The organism is Streptomyces sp. NPDC047453, assembly GCF_040643155.1.
Classification (GTDB): Bacteria; Actinomycetota; Actinomycetes; order Streptomycetales; family Streptomycetaceae; genus Streptomyces.
This window is the reverse complement of the sequence record NZ_JBEYTS010000021.1, coordinates 84664-109324: the sequence shown is the minus strand read 5'-3', so window position 1 is coordinate 109324 and position 24661 is coordinate 84664. Positions and strand designations below refer to the sequence as shown.

The 24661-nt window shown below is 72.9% G+C and carries 22 protein-coding genes; 8 read left to right on the top strand and 14 right to left on the bottom strand.

Annotated elements, in window-relative coordinates; genetic code table 11:
• Positions 1-274 precede the first annotated feature (274 nt).
• Positions 275-925: a TetR family transcriptional regulator gene (locus ABZ818_RS20385; protein WP_361416211.1), complete on the bottom strand. Its 651-nt coding sequence runs from the start codon at positions 923-925 to the stop codon at positions 275-277.
• A gap of 503 nt (positions 926-1428) precedes the next feature.
• Here ABZ818_RS20385 and ABZ818_RS20380 point away from each other — a divergent pair.
• From ABZ818_RS20380 to ABZ818_RS20360, 5 genes are all read left to right on the top strand, one after another.
• A complete protein-coding gene (locus tag ABZ818_RS20380; RefSeq protein WP_361416209.1) occupies positions 1429-2379 on the top strand; it encodes a GNAT family N-acetyltransferase in 951 nt (316 codons plus the stop codon).
• 538 nt (positions 2380-2917) lie between these two features.
• Positions 2918-4099, top strand: coding sequence for an aromatic ring-hydroxylating dioxygenase subunit alpha (locus ABZ818_RS20375; RefSeq protein WP_361416207.1), 1182 nt, complete (start codon positions 2918-2920; stop codon positions 4097-4099).
• Between the two features lie 154 nt (positions 4100-4253).
• Positions 4254-5054, top strand: a complete 801-nt coding sequence (locus ABZ818_RS20370) for an SDR family NAD(P)-dependent oxidoreductase (RefSeq protein ID WP_361416205.1) — start codon at positions 4254-4256, stop codon at positions 5052-5054.
• Positions 5055-5463: 409 nt separating this feature from the next.
• On the top strand, positions 5464-5682 hold the full coding sequence (locus ABZ818_RS20365) for a hypothetical protein (RefSeq protein WP_361416203.1): 219 nt from the start codon (positions 5464-5466) through the stop codon (positions 5680-5682).
• Positions 5589-5843, top strand: a complete 255-nt coding sequence (locus tag ABZ818_RS20360; RefSeq protein WP_361416237.1) for a lipocalin-like domain-containing protein — start codon at positions 5589-5591, stop codon at positions 5841-5843. Before ABZ818_RS20365 ends, ABZ818_RS20360 begins: the two co-directional genes overlap by 94 nt.
• 205 nt (positions 5844-6048) lie before the next feature.
• Here the strand turns inward: ABZ818_RS20360 and ABZ818_RS20355 are convergent, their stop codons facing one another.
• Positions 6049-7215 (bottom strand): transporter, encoded by a 1167-nt coding sequence (locus ABZ818_RS20355; protein ID WP_361416201.1) that lies wholly within the window; start codon positions 7213-7215, stop codon positions 6049-6051.
• Positions 7212-7649 carry a zinc ribbon domain-containing protein gene (locus tag ABZ818_RS20350; protein WP_361416199.1) on the bottom strand — a complete coding sequence of 146 codons (438 nt, stop codon included), beginning with the start codon at positions 7647-7649 and terminating at the stop codon, positions 7212-7214. The genes ABZ818_RS20355 and ABZ818_RS20350 overlap by 4 nt, the downstream gene beginning before the upstream one ends.
• A 435-nt stretch (positions 7650-8084) precedes the next feature.
• On the opposite strand from ABZ818_RS20350, the gene ABZ818_RS20345 reads away from it, so the two are divergent.
• The 3 genes from ABZ818_RS20345 to ABZ818_RS20335 all read left to right on the top strand — a co-directional run bounded on the left by ABZ818_RS20345 (position 8085) and on the right by ABZ818_RS20335 (position 11512).
• On the top strand, positions 8085-8897 hold the full coding sequence (locus ABZ818_RS20345) for an enoyl-CoA hydratase-related protein (protein ID WP_361416197.1): 813 nt from the start codon (positions 8085-8087) through the stop codon (positions 8895-8897).
• 75 nt (positions 8898-8972) lie between these two features.
• Entirely contained in the window at positions 8973-10010 is a 1038-nt protein-coding gene (locus tag ABZ818_RS20340; protein WP_361416195.1) for an LLM class F420-dependent oxidoreductase, read from the top strand.
• Positions 10007-11512 (top strand): acetyl-CoA acetyltransferase, encoded by a 1506-nt coding sequence (locus tag ABZ818_RS20335; RefSeq protein WP_361416193.1) that lies wholly within the window; start codon positions 10007-10009, stop codon positions 11510-11512. Before ABZ818_RS20340 ends, ABZ818_RS20335 begins: the two co-directional genes overlap by 4 nt.
• A gap of 261 nt (positions 11513-11773) precedes the next feature.
• Here ABZ818_RS20335 and ABZ818_RS20330 read toward each other — a convergent pair whose 3' ends face one another.
• The 11 genes from ABZ818_RS20330 to ABZ818_RS20280 form a co-directional block, all read right to left on the bottom strand.
• A complete protein-coding gene (locus ABZ818_RS20330) occupies positions 11774-12928 on the bottom strand; it encodes an acyl-CoA dehydrogenase family protein (protein ID WP_361416191.1) in 1155 nt (384 codons plus the stop codon).
• 37 nt (positions 12929-12965) lie between these two features.
• Positions 12966-14069: a CaiB/BaiF CoA-transferase family protein gene (locus tag ABZ818_RS20325; RefSeq protein WP_361416189.1), complete on the bottom strand. Its 1104-nt coding sequence runs from the start codon at positions 14067-14069 to the stop codon at positions 12966-12968.
• Between the two features lie 66 nt (positions 14070-14135).
• Positions 14136-15188, bottom strand: a complete 1053-nt coding sequence (locus ABZ818_RS20320; RefSeq protein WP_361416187.1) for an LLM class F420-dependent oxidoreductase — start codon at positions 15186-15188, stop codon at positions 14136-14138.
• A gap of 115 nt (positions 15189-15303) precedes the next feature.
• Entirely contained in the window at positions 15304-16065 is a 762-nt protein-coding gene (locus tag ABZ818_RS20315; RefSeq protein WP_361416185.1) for a 3-hydroxyacyl-CoA dehydrogenase, read from the bottom strand.
• A gap of 43 nt (positions 16066-16108) precedes the next feature.
• Complete coding sequence (locus tag ABZ818_RS20310) at positions 16109-17302, bottom strand: acetyl-CoA C-acyltransferase (RefSeq protein ID WP_361416183.1); 1194 nt, start codon at positions 17300-17302, stop codon at positions 16109-16111.
• A gap of 98 nt (positions 17303-17400) precedes the next feature.
• Positions 17401-18204 carry a crotonase/enoyl-CoA hydratase family protein gene (locus tag ABZ818_RS20305; protein ID WP_361416181.1) on the bottom strand — a complete coding sequence of 268 codons (804 nt, stop codon included), beginning with the start codon at positions 18202-18204 and terminating at the stop codon, positions 17401-17403.
• 70 nt (positions 18205-18274) lie between these two features.
• On the bottom strand, positions 18275-19729 hold the full coding sequence (locus tag ABZ818_RS20300; protein ID WP_361416179.1) for an aldehyde dehydrogenase: 1455 nt from the start codon (positions 19727-19729) through the stop codon (positions 18275-18277).
• A gap of 268 nt (positions 19730-19997) precedes the next feature.
• Positions 19998-20963 carry an LLM class F420-dependent oxidoreductase gene (locus ABZ818_RS20295; RefSeq protein WP_361416177.1) on the bottom strand — a complete coding sequence of 322 codons (966 nt, stop codon included), beginning with the start codon at positions 20961-20963 and terminating at the stop codon, positions 19998-20000.
• 262 nt (positions 20964-21225) lie between these two features.
• On the bottom strand, positions 21226-22380 hold the full coding sequence (locus ABZ818_RS20290; protein WP_361416175.1) for an acyl-CoA dehydrogenase family protein: 1155 nt from the start codon (positions 22378-22380) through the stop codon (positions 21226-21228).
• A gap of 210 nt (positions 22381-22590) precedes the next feature.
• The gene (locus tag ABZ818_RS20285) at positions 22591-23547 is read right to left on the bottom strand and encodes a PDR/VanB family oxidoreductase (RefSeq protein ID WP_361416173.1); all 957 of its coding nucleotides are present in this window, start codon (positions 23545-23547) and stop codon (positions 22591-22593) included.
• A gap of 361 nt (positions 23548-23908) precedes the next feature.
• Positions 23909-24481: a hypothetical protein gene (locus ABZ818_RS20280; protein ID WP_361416171.1), complete on the bottom strand. Its 573-nt coding sequence runs from the start codon at positions 24479-24481 to the stop codon at positions 23909-23911.
• Positions 24482-24661: the final 180 nt, after the last annotated feature.

The following is a 24661-nucleotide window of genomic DNA, read 5'->3' as shown; positions in this document are numbered from 1 at the left end:
AACGGGCGGCAAGGGTTCGGGAGGGGAAGCACCCGGGAGAGTGCACCCACCGACCCCGCCACGCACCTCGGCGGACAGGCGGTACGCAGGGGGTTCGGGGCGACGCGACAGGTGGCGACCGGGCCGGAACACCGCCGCGCCCATCTCCCGAACGGAAGGGGGCACGGCGGTACGGCGGGGATTCACCACCCGGCCGGAGAGCACCGCCCTGCGGGGGGCCTCGCTCCCCGGCGCGGGGACTCCGGCCCGGCGAGGGCTCACGCCCGGAGGGGGCTCACTGCCCGGCGGGCGCCTCCGCCCGCCGGGACGCGTCCAGTTGCATGACGCCGACCAGGAAGCTCCGGATCGTCTGTTCGAAGATCTGCTCGGCGCTCCATTCGTTGGAGGCGAGGGCCGAGGTGAGGGTGGGCTCCTCCTCGGCGTCGACGTGCGGGAAGATCTGCGCCTGACTCTCCGGGGTCTTCATGGCCTCGCTGAGGCTGGCGCCCAGACTCAGCTTCTCCATGCCGTCCAGGATGAGCACGTGCAGGTGTTGCGGTACGCCCGCCTTCTCCAGGAAGCGGGCCACCTTCTCGTACATGGCGATCAGGACGTCGCGCGGCAGGTACTCGAGCAGGATGGGAGCCGCGTTGCGGTGGCGCAGGATCGAGCGCCGGAAGTTCAGGGCGAGGGCGACGAAGAGGTCAGGCCAGTTCTCGTCGGCGGGACGGCGCGGGAAGGGCGTGTCCACCATGATCGCCCGGGCCACCTCGGTCATGAGTTCGGTCTTGTTCTTGAAGTGGTGATACAGCGAGGGCGCTCGGACTCCCATCACCTTCGCCAGTCGAGGCATACTGAACGCCTCGATCCCTTCCACGTCGATGATCTTCAAGGTGGCCGCGACGATCGCTTCGCGGCTGAGCAGAGGTTGGAGTGGTCGGGCCATGGCCGCAGTATCCCGCACCCCGGCGGCGGATGGGACCCGGCGTCGCGGGCGCCCCGCCGGACGCCGCGGCGCGCCCCGACGGATCCGGCATCGCACCCCACTCCCGGGCGACGCGCCGAGAGGGCACCGGGCGCGAACCCGGCAGGGCGCCGCTCACCGCCCCCCGCACCTCGCAGATCACCGCCCGATCCCTCCGGCGGACACCCTCCCATTAACCGACTCTCCACAGGTTTCGGATCACTCTTCCCCAGGCGTGGGATCACCACACTCGCCTGTCACCGCAAGGGGTTCATCGAGACACCCGGGCTTGTGAGCACCACATCTTGCCTATAGCTTGGAGGTAATGAGCCGCTGAGACCGTCGTCGCCGCGCACCGGCGTGGGAGCGCCTCTTTCGGACCCGCCGCCCGCGCACCGCATCCGCGGCCGCCCGAACTCCGGCCCCCGGCACCGTCCACCGCGGGCGGCGCCATGGGGCGACGACCCGACATCCGAGGACGTTCTGTGATCACGTACGAGTGGGGCACCTCCTTCGGCGCCGACCCGGAGGTCGTCAGGCTGTTGCGCGACGCGGCGGACTTCGACGCCGAGCAGGGTTTCTCGGCCGTGCAGCCGGTCCCGGCCGCGGGCACGGATGCGCCCCCCGGGCGGGTCACCGAACTCGTCGCCCGGATGAGCGACGAGGTGGGCGCCGTCGGCTCGCCGGACGGGGAGGAGGCGATCGTGGCCTTCCTGCGGATCACCTCGCAGGGCGACGGCACCGCCACCACCGAGTTCGTGGTGGGCCCCGAGTACCGGTCCCTGGGGATCGCGACCCTGCTGTTCGAGGAGCTGGGGCTGGCCCGCGGCGGGGCGGCCCGGTGGGCCGGCGAGGGCGTCCGGTCGCTGCGCGCCTGGGCGCACGGCTCGCACCCCGCGGCGGAGCGGATGGCGCGCCGGTTCGGCGCGGTGCCCGAGGACGCGTCGTGGCGGATCATCCGGCCGATGCACCGGCCGGGCAGCGTGCCGGAGCCGGAACCGCCCGCCGGGGTGGACCTGCGCCCGCTGCACCCGGAGTCGGACACGGCGGTGGTGGCCGCGCTCGCCGACGCCGAGAAGGACGGCCGCGGCGCCGGCCGGGTCGGCCCGGAGGTGCTGGTGGCGGTCGAGGCGTCGGGGGAGGTGCTGGGCTTCGTGGCCTACTCCCCGCACCCCCTGGCCGGAGAGGCGCCGGACGGTCCGGGATCGGTGCACCTGCTGGCGCCGCCGACCCGGGGCGAGGCGCACGCGGTGTCACGGGCGCTGCTCGCGGCGGCGCTGAAGCGGCTGGCCGAGGCGGGCGTGCGGGAGGTGGAGATGTCGGTGGACCCGCTGGACGAGCCGCTGGTGCGGGCCTGCCGCAACGTCGGCTTCCACCACGACCAGACCGACGTGTGCTTCAGCGTGCCGGTCGACGCACCTGCCGCGGTCGCCTGACGGGCGCACCAACACCGGCGGACGCGAGGCGGGGCTCCCCGAGGAGGAGGGGGCCCCGCCTCTCGCCTTCCGCGGACTCCCGGGCGCGTCCGGCAGCCTCCCCCCGACACGGGCAGGCGCAGATCGACCCGCCGCCGGGACCACCCTGCACACCCCTTCGCCCACCGGCCGGGCCGGGCCTCGCGGACCCGTCACCCAGGGCCGGGGGAGGGCGCGGCGACCCGGCCGCCGACCGAGAGTCCCCGCCGCGTGCTTGACCCCAGAAACCTACAGCCATAAGATTAAGTGAGCTTTTTCGCAGACGGGTGCGTCCGGCGGCGAGCATGCGCCACCGGATCGCCCACGGACCGGGGCCCCCTCGCCCACAAGACGCCCCACGCCCCACTCGTCGCCGTTCCCGTGCCTCCTCGGCGGGGTCGACGAAGAAGGGGAACCGACGTCGCGTGTCTCGCATCCCGCGTCGCGAGACCGCATCAGCCTCTGAGGTCCCCGAGCCACCGCAGCGGCGCAAGGAACGCGGACAGTACAGGAGGACGACGTGACGGAATTTGATGCAAAGCGCGAAGAGCGAATTCGTCGCCTGCTCGAGCACCTGCGGAACGACACGACCGACCAGTTCGAGGAAACGGTCTTCTTCAGCCCGACGGAGTTCACCGACGCCGACCTCGCGGCCCGTGAGCGCGAGCGGATCTTCGCGCGGGTCCCGTCGATCGTCGCGCACAGCTCGGAGATCCCCGAGCCCAACGACTTCATCACCCTGCAGCTCCCGCGCAACAACGCCATCGTGGTGCGTCAGCCGGACGGCGGCATCAAGGCCTTCGTCAACCAGTGCCGGCACCGGGGCGCCCTGCTGGAGGAGGCGGCGTCGGGCAAGTGCCGCCTGTTCTCCTGCGGCTACCACCGCTGGTCCTACGACACCGACGGCACCCTGCGCACCATCACCCGCGACAACACCTTCGGCGACCTCGACCGCAGCCAGTTCGGGCTGCTCGAACTGCCCGCCGAGGAGCGACACGGCTTCATCTGGGTGATCGACTCGGTCGGCGCCGAGATCGACGTCGCCGCCTGGCTCGGCCCGGAGATGGACGAGGTCCTGGCCGGGTACAAGCTGGACAACCTGGTCTCCTTCCGTGCCGAGGGCTTCGACGAGCCGTGCAACTGGAAGCTGATGCAGGACGCCTTCCTGGACGGCTACCACATCCAGTACGCGCACCCGAACACCGCGGGCAAGATCGTCCACACCAACGTCTACGCCTTCGAGGACTACGGGCGGCACTGCCGCTGGCTGGCGCCCCGTAAGACGATCGACCGCTGGATCGACGAGGACCCGGGCGACCAGAGCCTCGCCAAGCATGTGACCGAGTCGCACCTGCTGCTGCCCAACAGCACCCTGCTGCGCCTGCCCGACCACCACTTCGAGCTGCTGACCTTCCGTCCCGACCCGGTCGACCCGGGGCGCTGCCGGATGGAGATGCGGGTCATCGTGCCGCGTCTGGAGGAGACCTCCTACGACGAGGAGACCTGGAACAAGCGCTGGCAGCGGAACTGGCAGATCCTGCTGGACGTGCTGCACGCGGAGGACTTCCCGCTGCTGCGCGGCTCCCAGCGGGCGCTGGCGAGCCAGGACGCCGGCCCCATGGTGTTCGGTCGCAACGAGGTCGCCAACCAGGTCTTCCGCCGGGAGACCCAGCGGCTGCTCGCGGCCGACGACGCGAGCTGACGCCCACGCCTCCCCCGTGCCGGAGACCTCCCGGCACCCCTTCTCCCCCACCCCCGGCTCACGGGTCGCACCGGCCGGTCGGAGGCGGATGCCGCACACCCGCCGCACCCGCCCCCGACCGTCCCGGACCGGCCCGGACAGACAAGGACGGCACATGGGCAGCACGACGACACAGCGCCCCCTTCCCGAGAACGGCGTGCTGGACCTGTTCCGGCTGGACGGCAGGACCGCGCTGGTCACCGGCGCCAGTTCGGGGCTGGGCGCGGGCTTCGCCCTCGCCCTGGTCGAGGCCGGCGCACAGGTGGTCCTGACGGCCCGCCGCGCGGACCGCCTGCGCGAGACAGCCGAGCGCATCGAGGCGCTCGGCGGCGAGTGCCTGGTCGTCGCCACCGACGTGACCGACCCGGAGCAGTGCGAGGAGGCGGTGGCGGCGGCCGTCGCGCGCTTCGGGAAACTCGACATCCTGATCAACAACGCCGGTGTCTCCTCCGCGGTGCCCGCGCTGCGCGAGCGGCCCGAGGACTTCCGTCAGGTGCTGGACGTCAACCTGATGGGCGCGTACTGGATGGCCCAGTCGTGTGCGCGGGTCATGGGGCCGGGCTCCAGCATCGTGAACGTGGCCAGCGTGCTGGGCTTGATCAAGTCGGTGCTGCCGCAGGCCGCCTACGCCGCGAGCAAGGCCGGCCTCATCGGGCTGACCAGGGACCTGTCCCAGCAGTGGGCCGGGCGCCGCGGCATCCGGGTCAACGCCGTCGCACCCGGGTTCGTGGCCACCGAGATGATCGCCGAGATGCCTTCGGAGACGCTGGACGAGTTCCTGCGCGCGACCAGCCCGCTGGCCCGCACCGGCACCCAGCGGGAGCTCGACGCGGCCGTGGTGTTCCTTGCCGCCCCGGCCTCCAGCTACATCACCGGCACGACCCTCGCCGTGGACGGGGGCATGTCCGGGCACTGAGCGCCCGCGCCCCACCGTCGTCGCCGTACGCCGGCTCGGCCCCGCTCCGGTTCTCGCACCGGAGTCGGCCGGGCCGGCGCTCGTCGTTGCCTTCGAGCGGACGACCACTGGCCTTCTTTCCGTGGATTCTCTGCGCTTCCGTACGGGTGTAAGTTCGACACCCCGTCCGCGGCGACGCGACCCCGGAGGCGGACCGGCCTGACCGTGGCGACCCGCCAGCCCCCGCCCGCGCACCGCGAGATCCACCGCGCACTCCACAGCGGAACGCCCCGCCCTGGATCATCATGCGATTCGGGGCCCCTCCCCCGCTTCCCGCCGCCACCCCGACGAGGCCCCCCGCGGGCACCGGGAGCGTGACACGACCGCGACCGCCGGGAGCGGCCGTCCGCCGCCGAACGATCGGACCGTCATGCCCCCTGCCGCACACACCCCCGACGGGCGGACGCCGCCCGACACCCGCGTCCCCTCCCCCTCGGCACCGGCTCCCGAGGAGAACGCCCCCGACGAGCACACGCCCAGGGCCTCGCCGCCTCGCTGCTCGGCGGCTGGAACCTGGTCGACCACACCCGGCTGGTCGACGGACAGGTCGTCCGGCACCCGCTGGGGCCGGGGCCGCTGGGACGGCTGACGTACCGGCCCGACGGGCGGGTGAGCGAGCTGCTGATGCGTCGCGACCGCCCCTGGCCCGACGGCCTCTCCGTCACCCGGGCCACCGACGAGCAGCGGGGCGCGGCCGCCCTGGGCTTCGTCGGCTGCGCGGGCCGCGCCGTACGTCGAACACGTCGGTGACGTCTTGACCCGGCGGATCTCGTGGGAAGGTCCGCGGCTCGTGCTGCACACCGAACCGCGTCCCACCCACCCGCACGGGCGGCACCACGACGGACCGGCTGGAGTGGTCCCGCGACCCCGTCCGACCGGATCACCTCGCGTGAACGCCACCGGGCGCGCCCGACCCTGACGGTCGGGCGAGCCCGGTGACCTCCGCCCCCACGAATCAGAGGGTGTCCTCGCCGCCCAGCACCACGGCGCTGACCAGGGGGGCCGCGGGGCCGCCGGTGAGCAGCGAGACGCGGGCCCAGGGGACCTGGTTGGAGGAGGTGCCGCGCAGTTGCCGGACGGCCTCGGCGGCCAGACCGATGCCGTGCACGAACCCGCCCGCGATGTTGCCGCCGGCGGTGTTGACCGGGAGGCGGCCGCCGGGGGCGGTGAGGTTCTCGACGGTGAGCAGCTCCCCGATGTTCTCCCTGGTCACCAGTCCCAGGTCGAGCATGACGGCGACGGCGGGGCCGGTGAAGTTCTCGTAGATCTGGGCGACGTCGACCTGTTCGGGGCGGATGCCCGCGTCCGCCCAGAGCTCGTCGGCCAGCGGGGCGAGGCCGGCCGAGGAGTAGTCACGGTCGTTCTCGTGCAGCTCGCCCCAGTCCTCCCCCGCGCCCTGGGCCCCGGACAGGACGTAGGCGGGGGTCTGCCGCAGGTCCCGGGCGCGTTCGGCGGTGGTGAGCAGCACGGCCCCGGCGCCGTCGTTCTCCCGGGAAGAGTCGAACAGCCGCAGCGGCTCGGAGATCATGCGCGAGGACAGGTAGGTCTCGTCGGTCAGCCGTACGTCCCGTCCGGCGGCCAGCGGGTTGCGCCCGGCGTGGACGTAGCAGGCCTGGGCGAACGCCCGCAGCGCCTCGGCCGGGACGCCGTCGTGCTCGATCATGCGCTGGGTGCGCAGGGCGCAGACCTGGGCGGGCGAGACCAGTCCGTGCGCGCGGTAGTGCTCGTCGAAGAAGTAGCTGGAGACGGCGGCGGACAATCGTCCGCTCTGCTGCTGGGCCAGGGCGCGGTAGACGATCACGTACCGGGCCTGTCCCATGGCCAGGGCGGTGGCGCCCTGGAGGATCGCGGCGCCCAGGCCGCCGCCTCCGCCGCCGGCCACCTGGGAGGCCCAGCGCAGGCGGCGGGTGCCGAGTGCGGGGGCGAGCGCGGTGGCGTCGGCGTCGTGGCCGTAGGTGGAGAAGCCGTCGACGTCGGCCGGGTCCACGCCCGCGTCCTCGCAGGCCTCGACGATGGCCTGCAACCGCAGGCCGTCCTCGTCCAGCGGCGCCTTGCCGCGCTTGTGGTACGGGGTCTCTCCGATGCCGACCACGGCCGTCGCGCCGCGCAGTGGGAACGTCATGCCGAGAGCCTCCAGCGCAGGACGGGGGTGTCATGGGTGAGCGGGCCCGCGGGCTGGATCACGCCGTGCAGGGCGGCTCCGATCCGCAGGGTGCTCTCGTCGTCGACGAGCATGCCCAGCAGGCGTACCGAGGGGACCTCGTCGAGTCGGGCCAGGACCACGGTGTAGGGGACGTGGTCGGCGAGTTCGGGCAGGAAGGGGTGCCAGGTGCGGGTCCAGGAGAAGACGGTGGCGTTCGGGGCGACGACCGGCCAGTCGAACGCGGCTCCTCGGCAGCCGGGGCAGATGCGTTGTGGGGCCCAGACGTGGCGGCCGCAGTCCCGGCAGCGGGGGATGCGCAGTTCGCCCCGGCGCAGTCCGTCCCAGTAGGGGCGGTCGGGGCCGTCGGGGTCCGGGGTGATCGGTCCGGCGGTGGGTGCCTCGGAGAGTTTCACGGGTGTCGGCCTTCCTCCGTCGTGCGGTGGGGCGGGTCCTCGATGTCGGGCGGTCGCGCGGGGGCCGGCGGGCCCCCGCGGCCGGGCCGGGCGCGGTGCGGGTCCGAACCGGCGGGCCCGCGCCCACGGGGCGGCGCCGGTCCGGTCCGGGGTGGTCGTCGGCGGGTCCGGGGGCCCGGGTGCGTGCGGGGGTGCGTGCGGCGCGGAGTCCGTGCGGGCCCGGTGGTCCTCGGCGGCCCATTCCCCCACACCAACCTAAAGCCTTCTGGTTACCCACGACAAGCGCATGCGCTGAACGGCGACACGAGCGTAACCCTTGCCTGTTCAGCCTTATGTTATTAGGTTAATTCGAGGGCCCTTCCTGCCGCCGTGCCGACGACCGCGGCAGCCTCGGCGGGCCGGGCCGATCTCATCGTGACGGGACAAGGAGCACCGATGACCAGCACAGTGATCGAGACGGAGGAGCCCCGTCCGGGCATCCTGCTCGTGCGGCTGAACCGGCCGGACAAACTCAACGCCATGACCTCCGAGCTCATCCAGGGGCTGCACGAGGTGCTCGACCGTGTCCGGGACGACTCGCGGGTGCGGGCCGTGGTGCTCACCGGGGCGGGCCGGGCATTCTGCGCCGGCTTCGACTTCCGCGGCTACGGCACCGCGCCCGGCGCGGTGCCGGACGAGGGACGCCCGCAGGCCGGTCTGCGGGTGCAGGAGCACATCGTCGACCTGGGCGAGGCCTTCCGCCGGGTGCGCGCGCCGATCATCGCCGCCGTCAACGGGGCCGCGGCCGGAGGCGGCATGGCCCTGTCCCTGTTCTGCGACATCCGGGTGATGGCCTCCTCGGCCGCCTTCCACGCCTCGTTCATCAAGCGCGGCCTGGGCGGCGGCGACATCGGGGTCAGCTGGCTGCTGCCGCGTCTGATCGGCTTCTCGCGCGCCTCCGAACTGCTGCTCACCGGCGGCACCCTGGACGCCGCCGAGGCCGAGCGCATCGGCCTGGTGTCGACCGTGGTCCCGGACGAGGAACTGCTGGAGGCGGCGCTGGACCGGGCGTCGGCGATCGCCGAGAACAGCCCGTTCGGGGTGTGGATGACCAAGAGCGTGCTGTGGGCCAACCTGGAGAACCCGAGCTTCCGTTCGGCCGTCCAGCTGGAGAACCGCACCCAGATCCTGAGCACGATGACCGAGGACCACCAGGAGGCGGTCGAGGCGTTCCTGGAGAAGCGCCCGCCCGTCTACCGCAACCGCTGAGGCCCGCGTGGACGCACCCGACACGGAGCGCGCGGGCCGCCCCCGGTCGCTCCCGCACACCGCGGAGGCACGCGCATGAAGGTCGGATTCCAGGCCGGCTACTGGAGCTCCGGCCCACCGGCGAAGGTCGAGCAGCGCCTGCACGAGGCCGAGGCGCTGGGCGTGGACAGCTTCTGGACCGCCGAGGCCTACGGCTCCGACGCCTTCACCCCCCTGGCCTGGTGGGGGGCGCGGACCTCGCGGATCCGGCTGGGCACCTCGGTGGCCCAGATCTCGGCCCGCACCCCGACCGCGACGGCGATGGCGGCACTGACCCTGGACCACCTCAGCGGGGGCCGGGTGATGCTCGGCCTGGGCGCTTCCGGACCCCAGGTCGTCGAGGGCTGGTACGGGCAGCCCTACCCGCGGCCGTTGGAGCGCACCCGGGAGTACGTGGAGATCCTGCGCAGCGTCTGGGAGCGCCGTGAGCCCGTGACCTACGAGGGCCGCCACTACCGGCTGCCGCATCCGGGCGGCACCGGACTGGGTAAGCCGCTGCGGTCCACGGTCCACCCGCTGCGGTCCGACATCCCGGTGCTGCTGGGAGCGGAGGGTCCCAAGAACGTGGCGCTGGCGGCGGAGATCGCCGACGGCTGGATCCCGCTGTGGTTCTCGCCCCGGAGCGACGCGTTCTACCGGAACGCGTTGTACGAGGGGTTCACCCGCCCCGGTGCCCGACGCGGACCGGAGGAATTCGAGGTCGCCGCAGTCTGCCCGATCGTCGAGCACGACGACGTCGAGGTCGCGGCGAGGAGGATCAAACCGGTGATCGCGCTGTACGCGGGCGGGATGGGCGCCAAGGGCGCCAACTTCCACACCGAGGTCTTCGCCCGGATGGGCTGGGGCGAGGTGTGTGCGGAGATTCAGGACCTGTATCTGGCGGGACGCAAGGAGGCAGCGGTGGAGGCCGTACCGACGGCGATGGTGGAGGACGTGGCACTGGTGGGACCGGTCGACAAGATCTGCGAGGAGATCGCTCGCGCGTGGCGTCCCACCTGTGTCACCACGATGATCCTGGCCGGCTGGCCCCGGTCAGAGGCGCGCGGGCGCATCCTGGAGGCGGTGCGCGGATGAACCTCGACCCCCGTACCCCCGTCCTGGTCGGCACCGGGCAGCTCAACCAGCGGGACGACGCCCTCGAACCGGTCGACCTGCTGGCCGCGGCGGCCCGCGAGGCCGAGCGCGACTCGGGCGGCACCTCGCTGCTGAAGTCGCTGGACGCCGTCCGCCTGGTGCGCATGCTGTCCTGGCGCTACCGCGACCCCGGCGCCCTGCTCGCGGAGCGGGTCGGTGCCTCCCCCCGGGACACCGTGTACACCGCCGACGGCGGCAACAACCCGCAGGCGCTGCTGAACGGTGCCGCGTCGGACATCGCCGCCGGACGCTCCGACGTCGTGCTGATCGGCGGGGCGGAGACGTGGCGGACCCGGATGCGGCTGCGGGCCCGGGGCGAGCGCCCCGCCTGGACCGTGCAGGACGAGACGGTGCCGGCCGCACCGCTGCTGGGCGGTTCCGGTCCGCTGCTGGGCCAGGGCGAGAAGCGGATCGGGCTGGAGCCGCCGTCCTGGGTGTACCCGCTGTTCGAGCAGGCACACCGGATCGACGCGGGCCGCACCGTCGAGGAGCAACTGCGGGTCGGCGCACGGCTGTGGGCGGACTTCAGCCGGGTGGCCGCGGACAACCCGCACGCCTGGATCCGGCGGGCGCACACGCCGGAGGAGATCCTGACGCCCTCGCCGGACAACCGCTGGATCGCCTGGCCCTACCCGAAGCTGATGAACTCCAACAACATGGTGGAGCAGGGGGCGGCGCTGCTGCTGTGCTCCGTGGAGGCCGCCCGCCGTCACGGGGTGCCGTCCGACCGCTGGATCTTCCCGCAGTCCGGCGCGGAGGCGAACGACACCCTCGAACTGGGCGCGCGCGGGGAGCTGCACCGCTCCCCGGCGATCCGGATCTCCGGGCGACGGGCGCTGGAACTGGCGGGCACGGACGCCGGCTCCGTGGATCTGGTCGACGTCTACTCGTGTTTCCCCTCCGCGGTGCAGATCGCGGCCCGGGAACTGGGGCTGGCGCTGGACGACGCCTCCCGTCCGCTGACCGTGACCGGGGGGCTGACCTTCGCGGGCGGCCCCTGGAACAACTACGTCAGCCACTCCATCGCCACCATGGCCGCCCGGCTGCGGGACGCGCCGGGGGCGGTGGGTCTGGTGACCGCGAACGGCGGCTACCTGACCAAGCACGCGATGGGCGTGTACGGGACGCGGCCGCCGCAGGCCGGTTTCCGGGCGCAGAACGTGCAGGCGGAGGTGGACCGCGAGCCGCGCACCCGGGCGCTGGTGCAGTGGGAGGGCACCGGTGCGCTGGAGGCGTGGACGGTGCTCCACGACCGGGAGGGCCGCCCCGAGCGGGCGTTCCTGAGCGTGCGCACCCCGCAGGGCGGACGGACCCTGGCGGTGTGCCAGGAGGCGGACGACCTGGCCGAGATGACCGGACGGGAGCTGGCCGGCGTCCCGGTGCGGGTGGCCCTGGACGGCACCGCCCGGCTGGCGGACGCCGAGGACGCAGCCGGTCCCTGAGCCGGTCCGCGTGCAGGACGCCCCGGTCGGTTCCGCACCCCTCCAAGGCAAGAGGAGAGGGCGGAACCGACCGGGGCGTCGTCCGTTCCCGCGGTCGCGCGTGCGCGAGGGCCCGGTCGTACGTGTGCGACGACGTCACGCACCGGTGCGGAACCGACCCCGCACCGGGACGGGACGCGTCGTCGCCGCACGCCGTCGTCACGCACCGGTGCCCGCGCCGCCCGAGGGGCTGTGGCGCGGGCACCGAGGGGTTCGGGCGGGTCACTTGCGGCCGATGAGGTCCCGACCGATGATCTGCTTCATGATCTCGTTGGTCCCACCGAAGATCTTCTGGATGCGGGAGTCCTGGAAGGCGCGCGCCACCGGGTACTCCAGCATGTAGCCGTAGCCGCCGTGCAGTTGCAGACAGCGGTCGACGACCCGGTTCTGCACCTCGGTGGCCCACCACTTGGCCTTGGCGGCGTCGACCACGGTGAGGTCGTCCTCGCCGTGGGCCAAGACGGCCCGGTCCACGAAGGCCCGGGTGACGTCGAGTTCGGTGCTCAGCTCGGCCAGTTCGAAGCGGGTGTTCTGGAAGTCCGCGATGGGCTGTCCGAAGGCGACGCGCTGCTGGGTGTATTCGATGGTGTCGGCGAGGACCGCGTCGGCGAGCGCGAGGGCGTGCGCGGCGATCGACAGGCGCTCCAGCGGCAGGTGCGAGACCAGCTGGCCGAAGCCGCCGCCGACGGTGCCCAGCACGTGGGAGTCCGGGACGAACACGTCGTCGAAGAACAGCTCGGCGGTGTCCTGTGCGTGCAGTCCGACCTTGGCGAGCTTGCGACCGCGGGTGAAGCCGGGCATGTCGCGCTCGACCACCAGCAGGCTGAAGCCCTGCGAGCCGCCCTCCGGGTCGGTGCGCACCACGACGATGACCACGTCGGACTGGATGCCGTTGGTGATGAAGGTCTTGCTGCCGTTGACCAGCCAGCCGCCGTCCACGCGGACGCCGGAGGTCTTGATGCCCCGCAGGTCGCTGCCGGTGCCCGGTTCGGTCATCGCGATGGCGCCGATGAGCTTGCCGGCGGCCATCCCGGGCAGCCAGCGCTTCTTCTGCTCCTCGGTGCCGAGCGAGGTGAGGTACGGGATGGCGATGTCGTCCTGGAGGGAGAAGCCGGACGCCAGCGAGGAGGCGAAGACCTTGGCCAGTTCCTCCTGGACGACGTTGCGGTAGCGGTAGTCGCTCAGGGCGGCCCCGCCGTGCTCCTCGGGTGCGGCGAGGCCGAGCAGGCCCTGTTCGCCCGCGGCGAGCCAGACGTCCCGGTCGATGAGACGCTGCTCGTCCCAGCGCTCCAGGTTCGGGGCGACTTCCCTTCGGACGAACTCGGCGACGACCTCGCGGAACTCCTCGTGGTCGGCGGTGTACAGGCCTCGTCTCATCGTGGCTCCTCGGGGCGTGGTGCGGGTGCGTCCGGCGTCATGGGGTGATGCCCCAGTCGTGGAGGACCTCGGCGGTGTCGGCGCCGGGTGCGGGCGGGGTGGTGGGTGGAATAGCGGTGGAACGGGAGAAACGGGGTGCGGGTGCTGCCTGGGGGACGCCGCCGGGGGTGATGTGGGTGGCACGGGCGGCCAGGTGCGGGTGGGTGGTGGCCTCGGCGAAGGACAACACCGGGGTCACACACGCGTCGATGTCGGCGAAGATCTCCGCCCACTCGTCACGGGTCCGCGTCGCGAACACTTCGCCGAACGCCTCCCGCAGAAGCGGCCAACCCGCACGATCGTCCGGGGAAGGCAGACCGGCCGTGTCAAGGGCCAGACCCTCCAGGAGCTGCGCGTAGAACTGGGGTTCCAGGGCGCCGACGGCGATGTGGCGGCCGTCGGCACACGGGTAGGTGTCGTAGAAGGGGGCGCCGGAGTCGATGAGGTTGTGGGCGGGGGTGTCGTCCCACACACCCGTGCCACGGAACGCCCAGATCATCTGCGCCAGCGAGGTGGTGCCGTCCACGATCGCCGCGTCCACGACCTGCCCGGCCCCGGAGCGGTGACGTTCGTGCAGCGCGGCCAGGATGCCCAGCACCAGGTAGAGAGAACCGCCGCCGAAGTCGCCGAGCAGGTTGAGCGGGACCGTGGGGCGGGCGCCGGAGGTGCCGATCGCGTGCAGGACACCGGTCACCGACAGATAGTTGATGTCGTGCCCGGCCCGCTTCGCCCAGGGCCCGTCCTGACCCCACCCCGTCATCCGCGCATAGATCAGACCAGGATTGCTGTCCTGGAACGCCTCCGGGCCGATCCCCAACCGCTCGGCGACCTGCGGACGGAAACACTCCACCAGAACATCCGCGCGCTCCACCAGCGCCCGCACCACTTCCAGACCTTCGGGGTCCTTCAGGTCGGCGGCCACCGAACGCCGCCCCCGCAGCAGCCAGTCGGCCTCACCCTCGGGAACCGTGCGCAGGCCCCCGCTGGGACGCTCCACCCGCACCACGTCCGCACCCAGATCCGCCAGCAGCATCGCCGCGTGCGGACCCGGCCCGATACCCCCCAACTCCACCACCCGCAGGCCGTCCAACGGTCCGGGCATCATGTCCTCCTCGAGCCCCGCGACGCGCGGGGCGGGCTCGTGTGCGGTACGTACGGGTGGGGCAGGTCAGCCGGCCGCGAGGGCGGCGACCCGCTCGACGAGGGCGATACGCGCGGCCCGGTCGCCCACGTCGGGGCCCACCGGCTGGAGGGACAGGGTGGTGACACCGGCCCCGGCGTAGGCGGCGAGGCGCTCGGCGACCTCGTCCTCCGTGCCCACCAGGCACAGCGCGCGCACCAGTTCCTCGGGCAGCACCACGGCGGCCTCTTCCTTGCGTCCGGCGAGGTAGAGGTCCTGGGTGCGCTCGGCCTCCTCCTCGTAGCCGTAGCGGCGGGCCAGGTCGTTGTAGAAGTTCTTGCCCTTGGCACCCATGCCACCGATGTACAGGGCGAGTTGGGCGCGCACCGCGCGCAGCGCCTCTTCGGTGTCGGGGCCGACGGCGGCGGGGACGCCGATGCTGATCCCCAACTCGCCCAGTTCCGGGTCGCGTCGGGCGCGGCCCTCGTCGAGCGCGGGACCGAAGACCTCGGCCGCCTTGCCGGGGTGGAAGAAGATCGGCTCCCACTCCTCGGCGATCTCCGCGGCCAGCGACACGTTCTTGGGGCCGATGGCGGCGAGCATCACCGGGATGCGGGCGCGCAGCGGGTGGTTGATCAGCTTGAGGGGTTTGCCCAGGCCGGTGCCCTGCTCGGCGGGGAGCGGGATGCGGTAGTGCTTGCCCTCGTGGACGACGGCCTCACGGCGCCAGACCTTGCGGCAGATCTCGACGAGTTCCCGGGTGCGTCCGAGCGGCGCCTGGTAGGGCAGCCCGTGGAAGCCCTCGATGACCTGGGGGCCGGAGGCGCCGAGGCCGAGGGTGAAGCGGCCTCCCGAGACGTAGTCGAGTCCGGCGGCCGTCATGGCCATCAGGGTGGGGGTGCGGGAGTAGATCGGCAGGATGCCGGAGGCGATCCGCAGCTTCTCGGTCTTGGCGGCGATGAAGCCGAGCTGACTGACGGCGTCGAAGCTGTACGCCTCCGCGACGTAGACGACGTCCAGCCCCACGCGCTCCAGGTCGCGCAGTTCCTCGATGGCTTCGACGAAGCCGCCGCTGTAGTCCAGTTTCATGCCGATGCGCATGGCGGGGTTCCCTTCCTTGGGAAGCCGGGTGGGTGCACCGGCGGGGCCGGGCGGGGACGGCGTCCACGTGTCCGCGGCGAAGGGGCGGACGCGTGGACGCGAGGCGGGCGACGCGTCAGCGCGGGCCCATCCGGATGGCGCCGTCGAGGCGGATGGTCTCGCCGTTGAGCATCGGGTTCTCCACGATGTGCGCGGCCAGGGCCGCGTACTCGACGGGGTTGCCGAGACGTGCGGGGTGCGGGATCTGCGCGCCGAGCGAGGCCTTGGCGTCGTCGCTGAGCCCGGACAGGATCGGCGTCTCGAACAGGCCGGGCGCGATGGTGACCACGCGGATCTTCAGGGAGGCGAGGTCCCGGGCGACGGGCAGGGTCAGCCCGACGACGCCGCCCTTGGAGGCGGAGTAGGCGGCCTGGCCGATCTGGCCGTCGAAGGCGGCGACGGAGGCGGTGTTGACGATGACGCCGCGCTCCCCGTCGATCTCCTCGGCCCGGCTGATGCGCTCGGCGGCCAGGCGGATCACGTTGAACGTGCCGATCAGGTTGACCTGGAGGACCTTGGTGAAGTCGGCCAGCGGGAAGGCGCCCTGCTTGCCGACGGTCCTGATCGCGTTGCCGATGCCGGCGCAGTTGACGGCGACCCGCAGGGTGCCCAGTTCCTCCGCGGCGTCCAGCGCGGCGGTGATGTCCTGCTCGCTGGTGACGTCGGCGGGGGCGAAGACGACTCCGTCGCCGAGCTCCGCCGCCACCTCCTTGCCGGGCGAGGAGGGCAGGTCGACGATGACGACCTTGGCCCCGGAGGCGACCAGCTTCTTGACGGTGGCCAGGCCCAGGCCCGAGGCTCCGCCGGTGACCAGGGCGACGCTGCCGTTGATGTCCACGGCTGTTCCCTTCTTTCTTGCGAGGTGGGTGGGAGGGGGAGGGTCAGAGGCGTTCGATGACGGTGGCGTTGGCCATGCCGCCGCCCTCGCACATGGTCTGCAGGCCGTAGCGGCCGCCGGTGGCCTCGAGGTGGTTGAGCATGGTGGTGAGCAGGCGGGTGCCGGAGCCGCCCAGGGGGTGGCCCAGGGCGATGGCGCCGCCGCGCGGGTTGAGCCGCTCGGGGTCGGCGCTCAGCTCCTGCTGCCAGACCAGGGGCACCGGGGCGAACGCCTCGTTGACCTCGTAGACGTCGATGTCGTCGATGCCGAGGCCGGCGCGGGCCAGGACCTTCTCGGTGGCGGGGATGACGCCGGTGAGCATGAGCATCGGGTCGGAGCCGGTCACCGAGAAGGAGTGGAAGCGGGCCCGGGGACGCAGGCCCAGCGCCTCGGCCTTGGCCGCGCTCATGATCAGGGCGGCGGAGGCGCCGTCGGTCAGCGGGGAGGAGTTGCCCGGGGTGATGGACCAGTCGATCTCCGGGAAGCGCGCGCCCATGGTCTCGTCGCGGAACGAGGGCTTGAGGCCGCCCAGTCCCTCGACGGTGGTCGTGGCGCGCACGGTCTCGTCGGTGGTCAGGGTCCGCTCGGTGCCGTCGGCGTCGGTGACGGTGATCGGCAGGATCTCGCTGGCGAAGGCGCCGGAGGCCGCCGCGGCGGCGGCACGGGCGTGCGAGCGGGCGGAGAAGGAGTCCAGGGCGTCGCGGTCAAGCTTCCAGCGGGCGGCGATGAGCTCCGCCGAGATGCCCTGGTTGACCAGGCCCTCGGGGTAGCGGGCGGCGACCGCGGGGCCGGCCGGGTCCTGGCCCTGCGAGCTGCTGAACATCGGCACGCGGCTCATCGACTCCACGCCGCAGGCGATGGCGATGTCGTAGGCGCCCGCCATGACGCCCTGCGCGGCGAAGTGCGCGGCCTGCTGGCTGGAGCCGCACTGGCGGTCGATGGTGGTGCCGGGGACGGACTCGGGCAGTCCCGCGCCGAGGATCGCGTTGCGGGCGATGTTCATCGTCTGCTGGCCGGACTGGGAGACGCAGCCGGCGATGACGTCGTCGATCAGGGCGGGGTCGAGGTCGTTGCGCTCCACCAGGGCGCGCAGCACCCGGGACAGGAGGTCGGCCGGGTGGATTCCCGACAGCTGCCCGCCGGGCTTGCCCTTGCCCGAGGGGGTACGGATCACATCCACGATCACGGCGTCGTTCATGGGACTTCCTTTTCCTGGGAGACGTGCGGACGGGGGGGTGGGGTGCGGACGCCCGCGGGGTCGCGGTGCGGGCGTCCGGGAGGGCCGGGGGCCTCGGGTCAGCGGCCGGTCCAGCGGGCGGCGCGCTTCTCGGCGAAGGCGCGCGGGCCTTCCTTGGCGTCCTCGCTCGCGAACAGGTTGCCCATCTCCTTGTTGTTGAGCGCCCACAGCTGCGGGTCCAGGTCCGAGCCGTAGGCGTGGCTCTCACGCAGGAGCCGCTTGGTGCTCTGCACGGACAGGGGGGCGTTGGCGGCGATGGACTCGGCCAGTTCCAGCGCGCTCGCCAGGACGTGCTCGCCGGGGACGACGCGGTTGACCAGTCCCCATTCCAGGGCGGTCTGCGCGGTCATCGGCTCGCCGGTGTAGAGGAGTTCGGCGGCCACCTTGGCGGGGACCTGGCGGGCCATGCGGAAGACGCCGCCGGCGGCCGCCATGAGACCGCGCTTGACCTCCGGCAGGCCCAGTCGGGCCTCCTCGGCGGCGACCACGAGGTCGCAGGCGAGGACGATCTCGGTGCCGCCGCCGAGCGCGAACCCGTTGACGGCCGCGATCAGGGGCTTGTCGATGGGGTGCTGGACCAGCCCCGCGAAGCCCCATTCCTCGTTGCCCTCGGCCGACACCGGTCGTCCGGCGGCCAGTTCCTTCAGGTCGGCGCCCGCGCAGAACGCCCGGCCCGCGCCGGTGATGACGCCGACGCGCAGTTCGGGGTCGGCGGCGATCTCCTCGAGCGCCGCGCCGACGGCGGCGGAGAGGGCGGCGTTCACCGCGTTCATGGCCTGCGGCCGGTTCAGGGTGATGATGCCCACGTGCCCGCGCCGCTCCAGCGTCGCGGCCGCCGCGGTCGTCTCCTGCGAGGTGGTCATTGGTGTCCTGTCTCCTGTGGTGTACGGGTGGGGCCGTTCGGCTGCCGCCGGTCCGGTCCGTGCGCTCGGGTCAGCTCGCCGCGGTCTGCTTCGGCCGGTAGACCGACTTGAGGGAGAAGTAGGGGGCCAGTCCCTCCGGGCCCATCTCGCGTCCCAGTCCGCTGGCCTTCACGCCGCCGAAGGGGGCTTGGAGGTCGACGCCGTACTGGTTGACGCCGACGGTTCCGGTGTGGATGCGGGCCGCGAGGTCCATGCCGTGGTCCAGGTCGGTCGTCCAGACCGTGCCGCCGAGTCCGTAGTCGGAGTCGTTGGCGACGGCGACGGCCTGGTCCTCGTCCTCGTAGCGGATCACGCAGAGCACGGGGCCGAAGATCTCCTCGCGCGCCACCCGCCAGTCGTTGTCCACGTCGGCCAGGACGGTGGGGCGGACGAACCAGCCGTCCGGCAGGCCGTCGACGGGGGCCGAGCCGCCGGTGGTGAGTCGGGCGCCCTCGCGCACGCCGAGGTCGACGTAGCCGCGTACGCGTTCCTGCTGGGCGGCGCTGACGAGCGGGCCGACCTCGGTGGAACGGTCGAGCGGGTCGCCGACGCGCAGGGCGCGGACGGTCTCGGTGACGGCGTCGACGACCTCCTCGTAGCGGGCGGCGGGGGCCAGGATGCGGGTGCTGGCGTGGCAGGTCTGGCCGTTGTTGGTGAGGCTGACGTCCAGCAGCGCGCCGGTGAACGCGGCCAGGTCGGCGTCCCGGGCGAGGAGCGCGGCGGACTTGCCGCCCAGTTCCAGGGTGACCGGTCGCAGCAGTCGGCCGCACTGTTCGCCGATGGCGCGGCCCGCCGCCGTGGAGCCGGTGAAGGCGATCTTGTCGACGCCCGGGTGGGAGACGAGGTGCTCCCCGGCCTCGCGGCCGCCCGGCAGGACGTTGAGGACGCCCGGGGGAAGCCCTGCCTCCTGTGCGGCGTCGGCGAAGTAGTAGGCGTCCAGCGCGGTCTCCGGGGCCGGCTTGAGGACGACCGTGCAGCCGGCCGCCAGCGCAGGGCCGATCTTCATCGCGGCGAGGGACTGCGGGTAGTTCCACGGCGTGATGGCGCCGACCACGCCCACCGGCTCGCGGCGGACGACGGTCTCGCCGATGAGGCTGGGGCGCACGTCCGTCTCGGGCAGTTCCCGCAGCAGGCGCGCGTAGTAGGCGACGGTCATCGAGGCGCTGAAGCCGTTGACCGGGATCGAGAGCGACAGCGGCATCCCGTTCTCGCGGCTGACCAGCGGGGCGATCTCGCGCCGGCGGGCCTTGAGCGCGGCGGCGAAACGGTCCAGCAGGTCCGCCCGCTCCTGGGCGGGCATGCTTCCCCAGGGTCCGGCGAGCGCCGCGCGGGCCGCGGCCACGGCGGCGTCGACGTCGGCGGCGGAGGCCATCGCGGTCCGGCCGAGCACCTTGCCGGTGGCGGCCTCGATGACGTCCTGGCCGCTCGCGTCGGCCGGTTCGGACCACTTGCCGCCGATGAAGAGTTGCCGTCGATCGAGTTCCATGGAGTTCCCTCGTTTCTTCCGCCTCGTTGGGTGGGTCGTTCCGCCGGGACGTGCCGACTCCCTGACGGGCAGGGGACGGGCTCCGGGGGCGCGCGGCGGCGCGGGTGCGCGGCAGGCTCGCGAGAACGGCGACGGGGCGCCGCGGCGCGAGGGCAGCCTGCCTTCATTAAACTAATGACTATAGATAATCATAGGGGCGCGGGGGTCCCGGTGCCAGCCCTTTCGGGGGTCCGTCGCCTACGCCACACACCGCCCGAGGCGTACGCCCTCAGCCGTCGGGGGCCAGGTCCCGCACCGCGCGCACGGGGTCGCCCTCGGCCCCCACGAGGTGGATCACGGGGGTGGTGACCCCGTTGTCGACGTACTCGCGGATCCGCTCCCGGCAGTGTGCGGCGGGGCCGTGGATCACGAGCGCGTCCACCACCTCGTCGGGTACGGCCCGCAGTGCCGCCCGACGGTCCCCCTCGCCCCAGGCCCGCCACATCGGGCCGAGGACATCACCGCGGCCCAACCACTCGTGGAAGGCCCGGTAGACCGGGACGTTGAGATAGGCGGTGATCATCCGTCGGCCCAGGGCCCGCGCCGTCTCGGGGTCCGCTCCGGGCATCACGAAGATCCGCGCCACGATCTCCTTGTCCGGGTCGCGCTCGCGCACGTACGGCGCGACCGTGCGCACGTCCTGCGCGGACAGCCAGTTGACGATCGCCCCGTCCCCCTCCCGGCCGGCCAGTCGCAGCATGCCGGGGCGCAGCGCGGCGATCAGGACGGGGGGCGGCTCCTCGGGGACCAGCCGGGCGGTGAAGCCCCCTACCGCGAAGGTCTCGTAGGTCTCGTCCACCCGCTCCCCGCGCAGGGCGGAGCGCAGGAAGCGCACGGTGTCCCGGACCCGCTTGTAGGGCTCCTCGAAGGGAATGTCGTTCCAGTGTTCGACGATGACGTCGGAGGAGGTGCCCACGCCCAGGGCGAACCGTCCCGGCGCCGCGGCGGCCAAGGTGGCCGCGCTCATCGCCAGCGTGGCGGGGCCCCGGGTGAAGACGGGCACGATCGCGGTGCCGAGCCGTAGCCGGGGCGCCCAGGCGGAGGCCAGGGCCAGCGGGGTGAAGGCGTCGGACGCGTCGGCCTCGGCCGACCAGACGTCCGTGTAGCCCAGGTCGGGCAGGGAGGAGACCAGCTCGCGCTGGTCCGCGATCGAGAGTCCCGGCACCGGGAGAGTGATGCCCCAACGTTTCGTCATGCCCGCTCCGTCGTGTGTCGTCGCTCCGGCCGTCGGTCCGGGCGTCCGCCCGTCACCGCGTCCGGCCACTGCCGTCCCGCCGCGCCCGGCGTCCGCCCGGGGGGCGTGCCCCTCGCGCCGCCCCGCCCCCGTCCACCTCCGGTGGGCGCCCGCACGCGCCCACCGGAGAGTCGTCGGCCCCGACCGTCGGCCCCTCCCCCGCGCCTCCCGGCCGGTCGGCGTCGGGAGGGCGGGGGGCTCGGGGCCGCGGTCTGGCCGGTCGTCAGGGGTTGCGCACCAGATCGCGGCTGATGATCTCCTTCATGATCTCGTTCGTGCCGCCGTAGATCCGCTGGATCCGGGCGTCCATGAACGCCTGGGCGATCGGGTACTCCTTCATGTAGCCGTAGCCGCCGTGGAGTTGGACACCGGCGTCGATGACCTTCCACTGCATGTCGGTCGCCCACCACTTGGCCTTGGCCGCGTCCACCGCGGTCAGCGTGCCGGCGTTCACCGCCCGGACGCAGCGGTCGAGGTAGGCGCGGCTCACCTCGATGCTGGTGCGCAGTTCGGCCAGGGTGAAGCCGACGCTCTGGAACTCCGCGATCGACTTGCCGAAGGCCTGCCGCTCGCGGACGTAGTCCAGGGTCCAGCGGAAGGCCGCCTCCGCCGAGCTCTGCGCGGCCACCGCGATGCCCAGTCGCTCCCGGGGGAGGTTCTGCATGAGCGAGGCCAGTCCGCTGCCGACGGGGCCGAGCAGGTTGGCGGCGGGGACCCGGGCGTTGTCGAAGAAGAGTTCCGCGGTGTCCTGCGCCTGCAGTCCGACCTTGTCCAGCTTGCGTCCGCGGGTGAAGCCCGGGGTGTCCCCCTCCACCACGAACAGGCTGTAGCCCTTGCTGCCGGCGCCCATGTCGGTCCGGGCCACGAGCACGATCAGGTCGGCCAGGATGCCGTTGGTGATGAAGGTCTTGGAGCCGTTGAGCACCCAGTGGTCGCCGTCCCGGACGGCGGTGGTGGTGATGCCCCGCAGGTCACTGCCGGCCGCGGGCTCGCTCATCGCGATCGCGCCGACGGTCTCGCCGGTGACGAACCCGGGCAGCCAGCGCTCCTTCTGCTCCTCCGTCGCCAGGTTGTGCAGGTAACCCAGGACGATGTCGTCGTTGGTGCTGAACGAGGACTGCAGCGAGGACGCGCCGACCTGGGCGATCTCCTCGCACAGCACGACGCGGTAGCGGAAGTCGGGCTCGTCCGCGCCGCCGAACCGCTCCGGCACCGAGAGTCCCACCAGTCCGGCACGACCGGCCTTCCGCCAGGTGTCCCGGTCCACGCAGCGTTCCTCGTCCCAGCGCCGCATGTTCGGCACGACCTCCCGATGGACGAAGGACCGCGCGGTCTCGCGGTACGCCTCGTGGTCGGGCTCGAAAAGGTCAGTGTCCATCGGTTCTCCTCGATCGGGGCAGGGTGGGCGTCCCGCGGATCGACCGAGCGACCTCGGTCCGCGGGGGCGGGGAGGGACGACCGCGGTGCCGCGGCGGAAGCGGGCGGACCCTCCGGGCGGAAGGTCGTGGACGTCGGGGCGGCGTCGGGCGGCCGGTGGATCCCTCGGCGCCCGCGGGGGTCGCCGGGCGCCGGGCCGCCCCGCCGCCGCTCACAGGTCGAGCACCAGGGTCGCGGAGAGGCAGCGGGAGACGCACGGCATCATCGTCCTGCTCTCCTGACGCTCCTTCTCGGAGAGCAGGGAGTCGCGGTGGTCGGGGCGGCCCTCCAGCACCGGGGTCTCGCAGGTGCCGCAGGTCCCCTCGCGGCAGGAGGTGACCAGCCCCACCCGCGCGTCGTCGAGCACGTCGGCGAGTGAGCGGTCGGCGGGCACGGTCAGCGTGGCGCCGGAGCGGGCCAGCTTCACCACGAAGCTGCCCGGCTCGGGGGCGTCCTCGATCTCCTTGGGCGCGAAGCGCTCCAGGTGCAGGGTCCCCTCCGGCCAGGCCGCGGCCAGCTTCTCGACCGCCGCCAGCAGCGGTTCCGGCCCGCAGCAGTACACCGCGACCCCGTCCCGCGGCTCCCCCAGGACCGAATCCAGGTCCAGCAGTCCGCACTCGTCCTGCGGCTGTACGCGGACCCGGTCGGCGGGGTGCTCGGCGAGCTGGTCGAGGAAGGCCATGGTGGCGCGCGTACGGCCGCCGTAGAGCAGCGTCCAGCGCGCCCCGGCCGCCTCCGCGCGGCGGATCATGGGCAGCAGCGGGGTGATCCCGATGCCGCCGGCGACGAAGAGGTACTCCGGAGCGTCGACGAGGGCGAAGTTGTTGCGGGGACCCCGCACCCGCACGGTGTCGCCCTCGGCCAGCAGGTCGTGGACGTGCGCGGAGCCGCCGCGTCCGGCCGGCTCACGCAGGACCGCCACCTGGAGTTCGGCCCGGTCGGACTCGTCCCCGCACAGCGAGTACTGACGGACCAGGTCGTCGCCGAGGAGCAGGTCGACGTGCGCGCCCGGCTCCCACTCCGGCACGTCGCCGCCGTCGGGCCGCGCCAGGGTCAGACGCACCACGTCCTGGGCCACCTGGTCACGCCGTCGGACGACCAGTTCGTGCACACTCTCGTTCGCCGGCACCGCTCTCACCTCTCAAGCAGTCGCGGACCGTCCGCCGCAACCAAATAACCTTATGGCTGTAGATTAACTCCATCCTTGATCCACCGCCACCCCTGTTTCCGAAGAAGGCCGAAGCGCCGCTCCGGAACCCCTGCCAGTGAGGGCCGCGCAGCTCAGCAGGGGTATGGGAGGAGGTGGCGGCAGCGCGCCGGAGAAGCGCGACACCGGGACGGTGGCGAGCGCGACCCCACGGCTACGGGATTCCCTGAAGGGTGTAGGAGGTGACTCGGGGGTTCAGGCGTGAGGAGAAGGGCCCGCTCCGACACGGTGACGGCGGGCGGGAAGCCGGACGGGGGCAGGGTCGCCGGGTGAGGGGCGCGCTTCAACCGCGTCGGGAGGACCCCGACCGGGCGGCGCGCGTGGCATGCGGTCGCGCGGCGGAGGCCCGTACGACCCACACGTGGCCGAGCAGGCCGATCGCGACACGGACGACGGCGTCGCCCCAGGCGGGCAGGGCATGGGCGGGAGACTCCCCGACGAGGACGAGGCAGAGCAGCAGACTCGTCGGCACGGCCGCCAGGAGCGCGCACCCGTACCGCACCCACGAGGAACGTCCGTCGCCCGCCCGGACGCCCAGGAGACCTGCCGGGATCTGCACCAGCAGATGGAGCGCCACACAGAACAGGGGCGCGGCGAACAGGAGGGCGAAGGGCGCGTCGGCCGTCGCGTCCCCGGGCGGAGTCGCGTACGCGGCGTCCAGGAGCCAGGCCGGCGGGACGAGGAAGGTGCACAGCAGCAGGAGTCCGCTCAGATGCACGGCGGCGAGATGCCGGGGCCACCGCGACGGCACGCGCGGACGCGATGCGCCGGTCCGTTCGGTGGTGCCGGTGTATTCGGTGGCGCCGGTGCGTTCGGTGGTGCCGGTCCGTTTGGTGGCACCGGTCCCCCGGTCCATGCGTCCGCTCCCGTCGTCGGCTCCGGGAGCGGGGGTGTCCGGGGACGGGGTGGACGCTCCTCGCCCGTCCCGCCCCGGCGGCATGGTCCCGCGCGTCGCTCGCCTCGCTCCTGTCGGGCATCATGCGCCGCGCCCCCGACCCCGGGCAAGGGACCGTGTCCCGCGACGGGACCCCGCCCG